This window comes from Pseudomonas sp. DTU12.3, assembly GCF_004124275.1.
Classification (GTDB): domain Bacteria; phylum Pseudomonadota; class Gammaproteobacteria; order Pseudomonadales; family Pseudomonadaceae; genus Aquipseudomonas; species Aquipseudomonas helmanticensis.
Genome location: NZ_CP027218.1, coordinates 3345385 through 3361198 on the forward strand (window position 1 = coordinate 3345385; position 15814 = coordinate 3361198).

A 15814-nucleotide genomic window follows, 5' to 3' on the forward strand; every position below is an offset into this window, starting at 1 on the left:
GGCAGGGCTGAACTGGTATCTGTACGCATAACCAGTACTCGCTCGCCATGGCCCTGAATTCCCGTGACTGCCAATCCCCTCGACGATCCGTTCTATTACCTCAACAACTTTCGGCAAGTGCTTGATTGGCTTGAATTGCGCTATGCCGACGTGATGAGCGAAACCGAGCACGGCTTCATCCGCGACTTCAAGGCGTTGCCCAAGGCCTCGCAAGGTCTGCTGGTGCGCATGGTGATGCGCAAGGGCGTGCACTTTCGCGCCGGCAAGCTCAATTACCCTGAAATCGGCGACATCGCCCACGCCGCACAATCGTTGCTGGCTCACGGCTGGCTCGACGAATGCGCGCCGCTGGCAATGGCCGAACTGTTCGATGTATTGCTCAAGGCCGAAATCCTCCAGGCATTCAGCGAATTCATCGAGCAACCCAAGGGGCGCAAGGACGATTGGCTGCCGCTGCTCGCCGAACAGTTCAGCGACGCCCGCAGCCTGCGCGATTGGGCGCCGCAGTTGACCGAGCGACTGTTCAGCCTGACCATCATGGACCTGTGTGATCGCCTGCGCCTGATGTTCTTCGGCAACCTTTATCAGGATTGGTCGGAGTTCGTCCTCGCTGATCTGGGCATCTTTACCTACGAGAAAGTCGAGTTCTGCGCTGATTCGCGCGGCCTGCGCAGCCGTGAAGACGTCGACGCCTGCCTGTTCCTGCACAACTGCCAGTTGCGCTTCGAGGCCGGTGAACCGCTGGACAGCATCGTCGAGCAGGTCAGCGCCGTGCATTTCGATAACCCGTGGCTGCAACGCCGACGTGGCAAGGTGTTGTTCCAGATCGGCCAGTATTGCGAGCGCATCAGCGAGTTTGCGCCGGCCTTGAGCATCTACCGCGACTGCGCCTACCCCGGCGCGCGATTGCGCATGATTCGCGTGCTGGAACGCTGCGGCGAATACGCCCTTGGCCTGCAACTCGGTACGCTGGCCGAACAGGCGCCTGAAAGTGCCGCCGAACAGCAAGGCTTGCAGCGAATAATGCCGCGCTTGCGGCGCAAACTCGGTGGACCGCCACTCAAGCGCACAGTCGCGAAACCGGTCGAACGTCTCGATTTGCAGTTGCTGCGCAGCGATCCTGGGTTGTCGGTGGAGTTTTACGTGCAGGCGCATCTGCATGACGACGACGGCCCGGTGCATTACGTGGAAAACAGCCTGATCAACTCCTTGTTTGGCCTGTTGTGCTGGCCGGCGATCTTTGCGCCGTTGCCGGGGGCATTCTTTCACCCGTTCCAGCGCGGGCCGGTCGATTTGCTCAATGAAGATTTCCAGCCGCGCCGCGCTGCGCTGTTTCAGGCCTGCCTCGATGAACTCGACGATGACCGCTACGCCTCGACCATTCGCCAGCGGTTTGCCGAGAAATGGGGCATTCAGTCGCCATTCGTGTTTTGGGGCGCACTCAGTGAACCGCTGCTGGAGCAGGCGTTGGCCTGCCTGCCGGCTGAACACCTCAAGCACTGGTTCCAGCGTTTGTTGCTCGACATCAAGGCCAACCGCGCCGGCATGCCGGACCTGATCCAGTTCTGGCCGCAAGAAAAAACCTACCGGATGATTGAAGTCAAAGGCCCCGGTGACCGCTTGCAGGACAACCAATTGCGCTGGCTGGAGTTCTGCCACGAACACCAGATGCCGGTGGCTGTGTGTTACGTGCAATGGGCGGAGCAGAGCGCGTGAGCTACAGCATTGCGGTGCGGGCGCTGTGTGAGTTCACCGCCAAGACCGGCGACCTCGACCTGCGTTTCACCCCGTCGCCAACGGCACTCGAGGGCATCGCCGGCCACCGCACCGTGGCCTCACGGCGCAACGACAAATACCAAAGCGAGGTGGCCCTTGAGGGCGAGTTTCGCCAGTTGAAGATCAAGGGCAGGGCGGACGGCTACGATCCGGGGCAAAACTGTCTGGAAGAAGTCAAAACCTACCGCGGCGACCTGAGCAAGCAACCGGCCAATCACCGTCAGTTGCACTGGGCGCAAGCGAAAATCTACGGCTGGCTGATGTGCCGCAAACTCGATCTGCAGCAGATCAACCTGGCGCTGGTGTATTTCGACATCGTCAGCGAAAAGGAAACCTGTCTGGTCGAAGCGTTCAGCGCTGAGGCCCTGCAAGCGTTTTTCGAGCAACAGTGTGGCTTGTTCCTGCACTGGGCCGAAGAGGAAATGGCTCATCGCCAGGCGCGTAATCTCGCTGCGCAGCAACTGCGCTTTCCTCACGTAGAGTTTCGTCCGGGGCAACGACATCTGGCGGAATCGGTGTTCAAGGCGATCAGCACCGGGCGTTGCCTGATGGCTCAGGCGCCGACCGGCATCGGCAAAACCCTCGGCACCTTGTTTCCGATGCTCAAAGCGCTGGCGCCGCAGCAACTGGACAAAGTGTTCTTCCTGACTGCCAAGACGCCGGGGCGCAAACTGGCGCTGGATGCCAGTCAGGTACTGTTCGAGCAATCGGCAAATTTGCCTTTGCGGGTCTTGGAAATGGTCGCCCGGGACAAGGCCTGCGAACATCCGGACAAAGCGTGCCATGGCGAATCCTGCCCGTTGGCGCAAGGTTTCTACGATCGCTTGCCGGCTGCGCGTGAGGCGGCCAGCCGGATCAATCTGCTCGATCAGGCCGCCATGCGCGCCGTCGCCGCGCAGCATGCGGTGTGTCCGTATTACCTGAGCCAGGAAATGGCCCGTTGGGCTGACGTGGTGGTCGCCGACTACAACTATTACTTCGATTTCAGTGCGCTGCTGTTCGGTCTGGCGCAGCTCAATCAGTGGAAAGTCGCGGTGCTCGCCGATGAGGCGCACAACCTCGTCGAGCGCGGGCGTCAGATGTACAGCGCCAGTCTCGACCAGTTCGCCCTCGGTGCGGTGCGCAAAACCGCGCCGGAAGCGCTGAAGAAATCCCTGCAACGCCTCAACCGTGAATGGAACGCGCTGCATGCCCCGCAACTGGCTGCGTATCAGGCCTACGACAAGGCGCCGGAGAAACTGCTGCAAGCAATCTCGCTGTGTTGCGCGGCCATCGGCGATTACCTGAATGATCATCCGCAGGGGCTCGACAGCGCATTGCAGAGCCTCTATTTCGAGCTGCTGCAGTTTGCCCGGGTCGCGGAGTTGTTCGATGAGCATTACTTGTTCGATATCAGCAAACGCGACCTCGACCGCAAGCGGCCGCTGTCGCAACTGTGCCTGCGCAACGTCGTGCCTGCGGCGTTTATTGGCCCGCGCCTGAAGGCGGCGCGCAGCAGCGTGCTGTTTTCCGCGACGCTGAGCCCGCGCAACTATTACGCCGATTTGCTTGGCACTCCGGCCGATACGGTGTGGATCGACGTCGAATCGCCGTTCAGCGCGGCGCAGTTGCAGGTGCAGGTGATCAGCCGGATTTCGACGCGTTTCAATCACCGACAGGCGTCGCTGGAGCCGATAGTCGAGCTGATCGCCAGGCAGTTCGCCGAGCGTCCGGGCAATTACCTGGCGTTCTTCAGCAGCTTCGATTATCTGCAACAGGTCGCAACGTTGCTCGCCGAACGGCATCCGCACATCACCTTGTGGCAGCAATCGCGCGGCATGCTCGAAGGCCAGCGGCAGGCGTTTCTCGACCAGTTCACCGCGCAAAGTCAGGGCGTCGGGTTTGCCGTATTGGGCGGAGCGTTCGGCGAAGGCATCGACTTGCCTGGCGCACGGCTGATCGGCGCGTTCATTGCCACGCTGGGGCTGGCACAACTCAATCCGGTCAATGAACAGTTGAAACGGCGCATGGCGGCGATCTTCGGCGCCGGCTATGACTACACCTATCTGTATCCCGGCGTGCAGAAAGTGGTGCAGGCCGCCGGCCGGGTGATCCGCACGCGCGAAGATCGCGGCGTGGTGATGTTGATCGACGATCGCTTTGCCGAGAGTCGGATCCAGCAACTGTTGCCGCGCTGGTGGTCAATCAAAAACGAGGCGGACGCTTTTCAATTTGGCGGATTGACGCATACTCCAGCACATAACTGTGTGCGGTGAATGTGATGATTGAAAAGAACAAGGCCGCGGCGATCGAGGAAATGCGTTTCAGGCTGTTGATCGATGCGGTCGTCGACTATGCGATCTACATGATCGACCCTGACGGCATCATCACCAGCTGGAACTCGGGCGCCAAACGCTTCAAGGGTTACGAAGAAGCGGAAATTCTCGGCGAACATTTTTCACGCTTCTATACCGCTGACGATCGCGCCGCCGGGCTGCCGCAACGCGCGCTCGATACGGCGATCCGCGAAGGCCGTTTCGAAGGCGAAGGCTGGCGGGTACGCAAGGACGGTACGAACTTCTGGTCGCACGTGGTGATTGATCCGATCATCGACCCGAATGGCCAGCTGCTCGGTTTCGCCAAGATCACCCGTGATCTGACCGACCGCAAGATGGCCGAAGAAACCCTCAAGCAAAGCGAACAGCAGTTCCGCATGCTGGTGCAGGGCGTGACCGATTACGCGATCTACATGCTCAGCCCGGAAGGTCGGGTGAGTAACTGGAACCAGGGCGCACAACGCATCAAAGGTTATTTGCCGGAAGAAATCATCGGCCAGCACTTCTCGATTTTCTACACCCCCGAAGACCGCGAGATCGGTGAGCCGGCGCGCGCGCTGGAGATAGCCACCCGTGAGGGTCGCTTCGAAAACCGCAGTTGGCGGGTGCGCAAGGACGGCACACGCTTTCTCGCCCACGTGGTGGTCGATGCGATTCGCGGCGACACCGGCACGTTGCTCGGTTTCGCCAAGATCACCCGTGACGTGACCGAGGCCCATCAGGCACAAGAGGCGCTGGAGAAAACCCGCGAGGCGTTGTTCCAGGCGCAAAAGATGCAGGCCATCGGCCAGCTCAGCGGCGGCATCGCTCATGACTTCAACAATCTGCTGACGGTGATTCTGGGCAATCTGGAGATTCTGCAAAAGCGCACGGGCGACGATCCAAAGCTCGGCCGTCTGCTCGAAAACGCTACCCAAGGGGCGCTGCGTGGCGTGTCGCTGACCCAGCGCATGCTGGCGTTCGCGCGTCGCCAGGAACTCAAGACCGAATCGGTGAATATTGCGCAACTGGTGCAAGGCATCATGGGCCTTCTGCGCAGCTCGATGGGGCCGGGGATCCGGATCGAAACGCAATTTCCCGAGGATCTGGAAGCGGTGCTCGCCGATACCAATCAACTGGAACTGGCCATTCTCAATCTGGCGACCAACGCCCGCGATGCCATGCCCGACGGCGGCAGCGTATTGTTCACCGCGCAACCGCAAGTGGTACTCGAACAAAGCCAGGCAACGCTGACGGCCGGGCGCTATGTGTGCTTGAGCCTGATCGACAGTGGCGAGGGCATGGACGAGCACACGCTGGCGTCGGCCAGAGACCCGTTTTTCACCACCAAGGGCCTGGGCAAAGGCACCGGGCTGGGGTTGTCGATGGTGCACGGGTTCATCGAGCAACTCGGCGGACGTTTTGTTCTCAAGAGCGAAAAAGGCCGCGGCACCCACGCCGAACTCTGGCTGCCGGTGGCCGCGGCGGGCGCAACGGTGAAACCCTTATATCCCGCGATCGAGCCGATTTCGGTGCCCAGACTCAGCGTTTTGGTGGTGGATGACGACTCGCTGGTCTTGACCAGCACCAGCCTGCTGCTCGAAGACCTCGGCCATCGGGTCGTCAGCGCCACGTCTGGCGCACAGGCGCTGAAACTGCTCGAGCAGAACGAAATCATCGATTTGATGATCACCGACATGGCCATGCCGCAGATGAGCGGCGCGCAACTGGCGCATTCCGTGCGCCTGTTGAAACCCGATCTGCCGATCATCCTCGCCACCGGTTACGCCGAACGCCTGGAAGGCTTCGCTGCGCAGTTGCCACGATTGCCCAAACCCTTCACGCAATTGAATCTGGTGGAGATCATTGCCCAGTCGATGAAATGACAAAACGCGGCAAATCCGCCTGAACTAGTGTGCAACGGGGCGCTTCTAAACGATTTACCTGCCACGGAGCGTGCGTCTTTTGTCTCGCATACTGACCCAGCCGACCGCTGAAGAAAACCTCACCGAACACGACGCCAAGATGTTCGGTTCACCCAAGGAAAGGCTGGATTTCTACCGTCGGGAGATCCAGTACGAAACCAGCATTCTGGCCAATCGCACTGACGCTTACCTGGCGGCGCAATCGTTTCTGGTGATTGCCTTCGCCTCGTGCATGGCCAATCTCAACCCGGAATGGGGCAAGTTGTTCACCCTCGTGGTGCCACCTTTTCTGGCGCTGCTTGGGTTGCTCAGCTCGTTGAACGCCTGGCCGGGCATTCGCGCGGCGTACGACATCATCGATCACTGGCATTTCAAACAGAGTCATTTGCTGCACAGTGAGCCGCTCATGGGTTTGGCGTATGACGAGTCGCCGCTGTTCAGTGAGATGGAGTCGAGCCACAAGGGTTATCGCAAGTCGCTGCTGTTCTCAGTGCGTACCCCATGGATTTTTGCGGCGTTCTGGATGATGTTGGGCAGTTACTCAGTGTTCATCCAGGTGACTAACCCCGGAGGCTGATCGACAGGCAAAGAAAAAGCCCGGCCATACCAGCGCCGGGCTTTTTCTTTAGCTGAATCATTACGCCGTGGTTTCCAGCTCTCGACGCAACTGTACCGAGTTGTGCGAGGACATCGGGATCGGCGGGAAATCTTCGTTGAGCACACACAGATGGTCGATGGCATCTTCAAACATCAGATCGGCTCGTTTGCGCATGGCTCGATAACGCTCGAATTGCTCGAAGTCCAGATTGTCGGTTTCAAGCATTTCGTTGGCCGCACGGTTGAGGGCATGGGCGTTTTCGAACAATTGGCGATTGCGTTCCAGAGCCAGTGCTCTGCAGGCTTTGATTTGCGCAGGAGTCGAGCATTCTTTCATGACCGTAACCTTACTTTTCTGGATTCCTTTTCATAGGCATGAAGCCGCAGGGGAACCGAACCTGCCGGGCCCCACCGAATCGATCCAGCGGGGGTTATGCTTGTGACTGTCGGGAGTTACGCCGCGATCCATTTTTTTTCAAAAGAAAATTCGATGAATTCCTGCAGAAAATTTCGCGATAAAAATCAGTTTTTTCGCTGTTTGCCTTGTTCGTAGCGAGCGAGGATGGGCTGAGTGCTGATGCCATGCAGCAAAATGCTCAGCGCCACCACCGACAGCGTGAGGTCCGTGCACACCGTCGCCAGCGTGTCGCTCAAACCATGGTTCAAGGCGTAGAACAGATAGAACAGGCTGCCGATCCCGCGAATGCCGAACCAGCCGATCAACCCGCGTTGGCGGCGGTCGAGCAGGGTTCCCCACGGCATCAGCGCGATACACGCCGGGCGGATCAGACAGAACAACACACCGCCGACCAACAACGCGCGCCAATCCCAGTGCTCGATCAGTACCACGCCGAGCAGGGTCACCAGAAACACTTCCATGGCGCGTTCGACCAGACCGCCGAACGACAACATATCGCCCATCATGATGCCGGCCGCCACCTGACCGCTCTCCATCTGCTCGGTGTTGCCATGCACGGCATGCTGCGGTTCGACGTTCTGATGCCCGACCACCGGCTGCACCAGGTGTTCGGCGGGCGGTTGGCTGGCGCCGGTGGATTTCACTTCGACCTGGCGCAGGCCCAGGCCGGCGGCAAACACCGACAAAAAGCCGTAGCCACCGATCGCATCGGCGACGACATAAGCCAGGGCGATCAGCGATAACGCCAGATAATCATTCGGGCTCAGCGTGCTGTCGTCATTGAGGATGCGCAGCGACAGCGTCACCCGGCCGATGCCTCGGCCCATCCAGTAACCGGTCAGCAAGCCGGCAGGCACCGCCCAGAATAAACTGCGCAAAACCCAGCCCTGCCATTCGGCAGCACTGCCTTCGCCGTGAATCAGCAACAGCCCGAGGATGACGAACGGGAAGGCGATGCCATCGTTCAGCCCGGCCTCGCCGGACAGGCCAAAACGCACGCTGTCAACATCCCGAGCATCATTGACCTGGACCAGCGCCGCGAGTACCGGATCGGTCGGCGCCAACATCGCCCCGATCAACAGCGACGGCCCCCACGGCAACTGCAACGCCCAGTGCAGCAACAGGCAAACCCCGGCGATGGTCAGCACCATCACCGGCCCGGCCAGCCCGAAAGCGATCCGCCAGCGCTTGTCGCGCAAGGGCAGGCGCAACTTCAGTCCGCAGACAAACAGTGAAAACAGCACGGCGACTTCTGTCAGGTGCTCCATCCACAGCGAAGCGTCCTGCAAGGGCAATTCGAGCAAGTCGAGACCACTGGGACCGATGCCGATGCCCAGCAGCAGGCAGACTGCCGAGGTGGTCACGGGCATCCAGCGCAGGTACGAGGAGGTCAGTGCCAGGGTCAGCAGCACCGCGCCGAGGACCGCCACCCACACGATAAAGCTCATGATGTGCCGCCCTCAGTGATTAATGACGGCCGCCTGCAGAGACCCTTTCGCTTCTGACGCCGCCCCTGTAGGAGCTGCCGCAGGCTGCGATCCTTTGACCTTGTTTTTAGCATCCACATCAAAAGATCGCAGCCTGCGGCAGCTCCTACAGTTCGTTTACTCACAGCATCGGCTTACCGCCGGTCACGCCATAGCGCTGGCCGGTGATGTAACTGGCTTCATCCGAGGCCAGCAGCACGTAGATCGGCGCTACTTCCACTGGTTGTCCGGGGCGGCCGAGCGGGGTTTGTGCGCCGAAGTTCTGTACTTCTTCGTCGGGCATGGTCGAGACGATCAAAGGCGTCCAGATCGGCCCCGGCGCGACGCAGTTCACGCGAATCTCTCGCGGCCCGAGCATCTGCGCGAGGCCGCCGGTGAAGTTGGCGATGGCGCCTTTGGTGGTAGCGTAGGCGAGCAGGGACGGCTTGGGCATGTCCGAGTTGATCGAACTGGTGTTGATGATCGACGCACCGGCGCGCATGTGTTTGATCGCGGCCTGGCACAGCCGGAAAATCGCCGTGATGTTGACGTCGAAAGTCATCACCCACTCCTCGTCGGGGATTTCCTCGAAGGTCTCGTGGGTCATCTGGAACGCGGCGTTGTTGACCAGCACGTCGATGCGTCCGAAACGCTCGACCGTCTTGTCGACCAACGCCTGGCAATGGGCTTTCTGCGCGATGTCACCGGGCAGCAGTAAACACTGGCGACCGGCCTGTTCGACCCAGCGCGCGGTTTCCTTGGCGTCTTCGTGTTCATTCAGATAGGCGACGGCAACGTCGGCACCTTCACGGGCAAAAGCAATCGCCACGGCGCGGCCGATACCGCTGTCGGCGCCGGTGATCAGGGCAATCTTGCCGGCCAGCCGACCGGAGCCGACATAGCTTTGCTCGCCGCAATCGGGATAGGGCTCCATCTTGCGTTGCGAACCGGGCACGGCTTGGGCTTGAGTAGGGAAGGGCGGTTTTGGATAGTCGGTCATCGCGGGTCTCCGAGGTCTCAGGGCAGGTATGGGTGGTTGACCCGGATTTTTTGCCGTGAGTTCGATCGGATTTCCGCTGCATTTTCCGACTTGGAAATGCAAAAACCAATGTGGGAGCGGGCTTGCTCGCGAATGCGGTGTATCAGTCAGTACGTTTAATCACTGACAGACCGCTTTCGCGAGCAAGCCCGCTCCCACAGGGGATCTGCAGGCGCTTCAGGAATGACGATGTGCCAGAGCGCGCTCCATGCGGGCGATGCCTTCTTCGAGCAGCGAGCGCGGGCAGCCGAAGTTCAGGCGCACGAATTGCTGGTGCTGATCGCCGAAGTCGAGGCCGGCGCTGAGGCCGATCTTGCCCTGTTCGAGGAAGAACTGCTGCGGGTTGGCCAGCTCCAGCGCCGAGCAATCAAGCCACGCCAGGTACGTGCCCTGCGGCACATTGAGGGTAACGCCCGGCAAGCGGCTGCGCACGGCTTCAACCAGCCAGTCACGGTTGCCTTGCAGATAGGTTTTCAGCTCGGCCAGCCACGGCGCGCCTTCGCTGTAGGCCACGCGCGTCGCTTCCATGCCCAGCGGATTGACGCTATCGACCATGCCGCAACGGGTGTGGTTGACGCGTTCGCGCAGGGCGGCGTCCTGAATGATCATGAACGAGGTCTTCAGGCCGGCGATGTTGTAGGCCTTGCTCGCCGACATCAGGGTGATGGTACGTTGGGCGATTTCCGCGCTGAGCGAGGCGGTGGGAATATGCACGCGACCGTCGAAGCACAACTCGGCGTGGATCTCGTCGGAGATGATCCAGGCGTCCTGCGCCACACAGATCTCGGCCACGGCTTGCAGCTCATCACGGCCAAAGACCTTGCCGAGCGGGTTGTGCGGATTGCTCAGCAGCAGCGCGCCGCCACCGTTCAACGACGCACGCAGCGCGTCCAGCGGCGTCAGGTAAGTGCCATCCGCCTGCGCGTCGAATTCCAGCTCGACTTTGTTCAAGCCCCAATGCCCCGGTGCATGGCGCAGCGGCGGGTAATTCGGCACTTGCACCACGACGTTCTGTTGCGCCTGCACCAGTGCTTTCAAAGCCATGTTGAAACCGGACTCGACGCCCGGCAGGAAGATCAGCTCTTGCGGTTTGACCTGCCAGGCAAACTTGGCCCATAGGTCGGCGACGATGGCCTCGCGCAGGTTGTCCTGAGCGACGCTGTAACCCACCAGCGGGTGCAGCAGGCGCTGTTGCAACGCCTCGATGATCACCGGTGGCGCGGCGAAATCCATATCAGCGACCCACATCGGCAACACATCGGCCGAATAGCGGCTCCATTTGGTGCTGCCGGTGTCGTGGCGGTCGAATACCTGATCAAAATCGAAAGTCATGCGCGGTCTCGTGAAGGCGGGATTGGTCCTGCCGGCCATGATAAACCCATGACCCGTGTAGGAGCTGCCGAAGGCTGCGATCTTTTGATTTTGTTTTAAAGAGCAACATCAAAAGATCGCAGCCTTCGGCAGCTCCTACACAGATTTGTGTATTGCCCGACAACCGGCCGCCGGTCGGTTTTCACACGGATTGTGTGGTCATTGTCTACAGTGAAAAGGTCGGCAGACGTTTGCCGCAACCGTGTTTGTCCAGACAAAACCCGGCACAAGTACCGGGTTCCACCTGATCAGGAGTGCACGATGGATCTCAGCCGTCGTCAGTTCTTCAAGGTCGCCGGTATCGGCCTTGCAGGCTCGAGCCTGGGCGCGTTGGGCATGGCCCCAACGCTGGCCTTCGCCGAGCAGGTGCGCCACTTCAAGCTTGCCCACACCCATGAAACCCGCAACACCTGTCCGTATTGCTCGGTCGGCTGCGGGTTGATCATGTACAGCCAGGGCGATGGAGCGAAGAACGTAGCGCAGAGCATCATTCACATCGAGGGCGACGCCGACCATCCGGTCAACCGCGGCACCCTCTGCCCGAAAGGCGCCGGCTTGCTCGACTTCATTCACAGCCCCGGCCGTTTGCTCTACCCGCAAACGCGCAAACCGGGCAGCAGTGAATGGACGCGGATCAGTTGGGACGAAGCGCTCGATCGCATTGTCGACCTGATGAAAACCGACCGTGACGCCAACTTCATCGAACAGAATGCCAACGGGCAAACGGTGAATCGCTGGCTGAGCACCGGGTTCCTCGCCGCGTCGGCAGCGTCCAACGAAGCCGGTTACATCACCCAAAAGGTGATTCGCAGTCTCGGCATGCTGGGGTTCGATAACCAGGCGCGTGTCTGACACGGCCCGACGGTGGCAAGTCTTGCCCCGACGTACGGCCGTGGTGCCATGACCAATACCTGGACCGATATCGCCAACGCGAATCTGATCCTGGTGATGGGTGGCAACGCAGCAGAAGCGCATCCGTGCGGCTTCAAATGGGTGACCGAAGCCAAAGCGCATAACGCGGCGCGGCTGATTGTGGTCGATCCGCGTTTTACCCGTACCGCGTCCGTGGCTGACTACTACGCGCCGATCCGCACCGGTACCGACATCGCCTTCATGGGCGGGCTGATCAATTACCTGCTGACCGAGGACAAGATCCAGCACGAGTACGTGCGCAATTACACCGACGTGTCGTTTATCGTCAGAGAAGGCTATGGCTTTGAAGACGGCATCTTCAGCGGCTACGACGTCGCCAAGCGCAGCTACACCGACAAGTCCGGCTGGGGCTACGAAATGGGCGATGACGGTTTCGCCAAAGTCGACCCGACGCTGCAACACCCGCGCTGCGTCTATCAATTGATGAAGCAGCACTACAGCCGCTACAACATCGACCTCGCGAGCCAGATCTGCGGCATGCCGGTCGATGCCATGCAGAAAATCTGGGACGAAATCGCCACCTGCTCGATTCCGGGCAAGACCATGACGATTCTCTACGCCCTCGGCTGGACGCAGCACTCGATCGGTGCGCAGATCATTCGTAGCGCGGCGATGGTGCAACTGCTGCTGGGCAACGTCGGCATGCCGGGTGGCGGGGTCAATGCCTTGCGCGGACACTCCAATATTCAGGGGCTGACCGACCTTGGGTTGCTGTCCAATGCGCTGCCGGGATACCTGACACTGGCCAGCGACAGCGAGCAGGACTACGGTCAGTTCATCCATAAACGCACGCAAGTTCCGCTGCGCCCGGGGCAATTGTCCTACTGGCAGAACTACAGCAAATTCCACGTCAGCCTGATGAAGTCGTGGTACGGCGCCAACGCCACCGCCGAAAACAATTGGTGCTACGACCATTTGCCGAAGCTCGACATTCCCAACTACGACGTTTTGAAGATGTTCGACCTGATGAGCCAGGGCAAGGTCAACGGCTACTTCTGCCAAGGCTTCAACCCGATTGCCGCGTTGCCGGACAAAAACCGCGTGATGGGCGCATTGGCGAAGTTGAAGTGGCTGGTGGTGATGGATCCGCTGGCCACCGAAACCTCGGAGTTCTGGCACAACGTCGGGCCGTACAACGATGTGAAAAGCGACGAAATCCACACCGAAGTCATTCGCCTGCCCACCACTTGTTTCGCCGAAGAGGACGGCTCGCTGGTCAACAGCAGCCGCTGGCTGCAATGGCACTGGAAAGGCGCCGATGGCCCGGGCGAAGCGCAGACCGACATTCGCATCATGGCCGAACTGTTCCTGCGCCTGCGCAAGCGTTATCAGGCCGAGGGCGGAAAATTCCCCGATCCGCTGCTGAAACTGACCTGGCCGTACAAGATCCCCGACGAGCCTTCGCCGGAGGAATTGGCCAAGGAAATCAACGGTAGCGCCGTGGCGGATTTCACCGATGCCACCGGCGTCGCGGTCAAGGCTGGCTCGCAACTGGCAGGCTTTGGCTTGCTCAAGGATGACGGCAGCACCGCGTCGGGTTGCTGGATCTTTGCCGGTAGCTGGACCGAGGCTGGCAACCAGATGGCGCGCCGCGACAACAGCGATCCTTACGGCATGCACCAGCATTTGGGCTGGGCGTGGGCCTGGCCGGCCAACCGGCGGATTCTCTACAACCGTGCTTCGGCGGATGTCGCCGGCAAGCCGTGGGATCCGAAAAAACGTCTGGTCTGGTGGAACGGCAAGGCTTGGGGCGGCACCGACGTCCCGGACTACAAGGCCGACGTGCCACCGGAAGCCGGAATGAACCCGTTCATCATGAACCCCGAGGGCGTCGCGCGGTTCTTCGCCGTCGACAAGATGAACGAAGGGCCATTCCCCGAGCACTACGAGCCGTTCGAAACGCCGATCGGCATCAACCCGCTGCACCCGCAAAACAAGAAAGCCACCAGCAACCCGGCGGCGCGGATCTTCGATTCGGTCTGGGAAACCCTCGGCGAGGCCAAGGACTTCCCGTACGCCGGCACCAGTTACCGGCTGACCGAGCATTTCCACTTCTGGAGCAAGCACTGCAAGTTGAACGCGATTGCTCAACCCGAGCAGTTCGTGGAAATCGGCGAAGTGCTGGCGAAAGAGAAGGGTATAGCTGCCGGCGATCGCGTGCGGGTCAGTTGCAAGCGCGGCTTTATCGAAGCGGTGGCGGTAGTGACGAAAAGGATCCGACCGCTGCAGGTCAACGGCCAGGTCGTGCATCAGATCGGCATTCCGTTGCATTGGGGTTTTACCGGCCTGACGCGTCACGGTTACCTGACCAACACCCTCGTGCCGTTCCTCGGCGATGGCAATACACAGACCCCGGAATCCAAGTCATTCCTGGTCAACGTGGAGAAACTCTAAATGGCCAGCCAAGACATTATTGCCCGCTCGGCCACGACCACGGTGCCACCGTCGGTGAGGAATCAGGAAGAAGTGGCCAAGCTGATCGACACCACCAAGTGCATCGGCTGCAAGGCCTGCCAGGTCGCCTGCTCGGAATGGAACGAGCTGCGCGACGAGGTCGGCCACAACCACGGCACCTACGACAATCCGCAGGACTTGAGCGCTGAAACCTGGACGTTGATGCGCTTCACCGAGCACGAAACCGACGCCGGCAACCTCGAATGGCTGATCCGCAAGGACGGCTGCATGCACTGCGCCGAGCCGGGTTGTCTGGCGGCGTGCCCGAGCCCCGGCGCGATCATCAAGCATGCCAACGGCATCGTCGATTTCGATCAGGATCACTGCATCGGTTGCGGGTATTGCATCACCGGTTGTCCGTTCAACATTCCGCGCATTTCGCAGAAAGATCACAAGGCCTACAAATGCACCTTGTGTTCGGATCGCGTGGCGGTAGGCCTGGAGCCGGCCTGCGTGAAAACCTGTCCGACCGGCGCCATCGTCTTCGGCACCAAGGAAGACATGAAGGAACACGCTGCCGAACGCATCGTCGACCTGAAAAGCCGTGGTTTCGAGAATGCCGGTCTGTATGACCCGGCCGGTGTTGGCGGCACGCATGTGATGTATGTGCTGCACCATGCGGACACGCCGAAAATCTATGCGGGTTTACCGCAGGATCCAGCGATCAGCCCGTTGGTGGGTCTGTGGAAAGGCATCAGCAAACCTTTGGGCCTGTTGGCCATGGGCGCGGCGGTGCTGGCCGGGTTCTTCCATTACGTGCGCATCGGCCCGAATCGCGTCGAAGAAGATGAGCATCCAACGCCACCCGATACCTCGGTGCATGTCGTCGATCCGGCGGTGCACACCTTCGATCCACGCGGGGAGGAGCGGCCATGAGCAACAAAACGATCCTGCGTTACACCGCCAACCAGCGCACCAATCACTGGCTGGTGGCGATCCTGTTTTTCATGGCCGGGCTGTCCGGGCTGGCGTTGTTTCATCCGTCGCTGTTCTGGCTGAGCAACCTGTTCGGCGGCGGGCCGTGGACGCGGATTCTGCACCCGTTCATGGGTGTGGCGATGTTTGTGTTGTTCCTCGGCCTGGTGTTTCGTTTCTGGCGTGCGAATTTCTTTATCGACAATGACTGGAAATGGATGCGCCGCATCGATCGGGTGTTGGTCAACGATGAAGAAAGCGTGCCGCCGGTAGGCAAGTACAACGCCGGGCAGAAGATGCTGTTCTGGACTTTACTGCTGTGCATGCTCGGTTTGTTGTTTACCGGGCTGGTGATCTGGCGCGCCTATTTCAGTGCGTATTTCGGCATCAGCGTGATTCGCTGGGCGATGCTCCTGCATGCGCTGGCCGGGTTTGTGCTGGTGCTGAGCATCATCATTCACATCTACGCCGGGCTGTGGATCAAGGGCTCGGTGGAAGCGATGATGCACGGCTGGGTCAGCCGCGCCTGGGCGAAGAAACACCATGAACTGTGGTATCGCGAGATCACCCGCGATGAACGCAACCCGGACGTGCCGGAGCGACCGATCACCAAAAAGGGCTGACTT

11 protein-coding genes are annotated in these 15814 nt (G+C 60.3%); 7 read left to right on the top strand and 4 right to left on the bottom strand.

From position 1 onward, the window contains the following. Positions 1 to 63: 63 nt before the first annotated feature. From C2E19_RS15275 to C2E19_RS15290, 4 genes are all read left to right on the top strand, one after another. Complete coding sequence (locus C2E19_RS15275; RefSeq protein WP_129393781.1) at positions 64 to 1716, top strand: VRR-NUC domain-containing protein; 1653 nt, start codon at positions 64 to 66, stop codon at positions 1714 to 1716. Then, entirely contained in the window at positions 1713 to 4031 is a 2319-nt protein-coding gene (locus C2E19_RS15280; RefSeq protein ID WP_129393783.1) for an ATP-dependent DNA helicase, read from the top strand. The genes C2E19_RS15275 and C2E19_RS15280 overlap by 4 nt, the downstream gene beginning before the upstream one ends. Before the next feature lie 5 nt (positions 4032 to 4036). Then, complete coding sequence (locus C2E19_RS15285) at positions 4037 to 5956, top strand: PAS domain-containing sensor histidine kinase (RefSeq protein WP_129393785.1); 1920 nt, start codon at positions 4037 to 4039, stop codon at positions 5954 to 5956. A gap of 79 nt (positions 5957 to 6035) precedes the next feature. Next, complete coding sequence (locus C2E19_RS15290) at positions 6036 to 6572, top strand: hypothetical protein (RefSeq protein WP_129393787.1); 537 nt, start codon at positions 6036 to 6038, stop codon at positions 6570 to 6572. Positions 6573 to 6632: 60 nt separating this feature from the next. Here the strand turns inward: C2E19_RS15290 and C2E19_RS15295 are convergent, their stop codons facing one another. From C2E19_RS15295 to C2E19_RS15310, 4 genes are all read right to left on the bottom strand, one after another. Next, entirely contained in the window at positions 6633 to 6929 is a 297-nt protein-coding gene (locus C2E19_RS15295; RefSeq protein WP_129393789.1) for a hypothetical protein, read from the bottom strand. A gap of 185 nt (positions 6930 to 7114) precedes the next feature. After that, on the bottom strand, positions 7115 to 8458 hold the full coding sequence (locus C2E19_RS15300) for a sodium:proton antiporter (RefSeq protein WP_129393791.1): 1344 nt from the start codon (positions 8456 to 8458) through the stop codon (positions 7115 to 7117). Positions 8459 to 8618: 160 nt separating this feature from the next. Then, on the bottom strand, positions 8619 to 9476 hold the full coding sequence (locus C2E19_RS15305) for a glucose 1-dehydrogenase (RefSeq protein ID WP_129393793.1): 858 nt from the start codon (positions 9474 to 9476) through the stop codon (positions 8619 to 8621). Between the two features lie 216 nt (positions 9477 to 9692). Continuing rightward, complete coding sequence (locus C2E19_RS15310) at positions 9693 to 10847, bottom strand: MalY/PatB family protein (RefSeq protein ID WP_129393794.1); 1155 nt, start codon at positions 10845 to 10847, stop codon at positions 9693 to 9695. Between the two features lie 300 nt (positions 10848 to 11147). On the opposite strand from C2E19_RS15310, the gene fdnG reads away from it, so the two are divergent. Genes fdnG through C2E19_RS15330 form a run of 3 tightly spaced genes read left to right on the top strand, consistent with a single transcriptional unit; the run spans position 11148 to position 15811 of the window. Further along, positions 11148 to 14213: a formate dehydrogenase-N subunit alpha gene (gene fdnG / locus C2E19_RS15320; protein WP_164979432.1), complete on the top strand. Its 3066-nt coding sequence runs from the start codon at positions 11148 to 11150 to the stop codon at positions 14211 to 14213. Next, on the top strand, positions 14214 to 15149 hold the full coding sequence (gene fdxH, locus C2E19_RS15325; protein ID WP_129393800.1) for a formate dehydrogenase subunit beta: 936 nt from the start codon (positions 14214 to 14216) through the stop codon (positions 15147 to 15149). Further along, complete coding sequence (locus tag C2E19_RS15330) at positions 15146 to 15811, top strand: formate dehydrogenase subunit gamma (protein ID WP_129393802.1); 666 nt, start codon at positions 15146 to 15148, stop codon at positions 15809 to 15811. Before fdxH ends, C2E19_RS15330 begins: the two co-directional genes overlap by 4 nt. Positions 15812 to 15814 lie beyond the last annotated feature (3 nt).

Excerpts from the sequence above, each read along its gene's own strand:
- C2E19_RS15310 (WP_129393794.1), bottom strand. The coding sequence starts at position 10,847 with ATGACTTTCGATTTTGATCAGGTATTCGACCGCCACGACACCGGCAGC.
- C2E19_RS15330 (WP_129393802.1), top strand. The coding sequence starts at position 15,146 with ATGAGCAACAAAACGATCCTGCGTTACACCGCCAACCAGCGCACCAAT.
- C2E19_RS15305 (WP_129393793.1), bottom strand. The coding sequence starts at position 9,476 with ATGACCGACTATCCAAAACCGCCCTTCCCTACTCAAGCCCAAGCCGTG.
- C2E19_RS15300 (WP_129393791.1), bottom strand. The coding sequence starts at position 8,458 with ATGAGCTTTATCGTGTGGGTGGCGGTCCTCGGCGCGGTGCTGCTGACC.
- C2E19_RS15285 (WP_129393785.1), top strand. The coding sequence starts at position 4,037 with ATGATTGAAAAGAACAAGGCCGCGGCGATCGAGGAAATGCGTTTCAGG.
- fdxH (WP_129393800.1), top strand. The coding sequence starts at position 14,214 with ATGGCCAGCCAAGACATTATTGCCCGCTCGGCCACGACCACGGTGCCA.
- C2E19_RS15295 (WP_129393789.1), bottom strand. The coding sequence starts at position 6,929 with ATGAAAGAATGCTCGACTCCTGCGCAAATCAAAGCCTGCAGAGCACTG.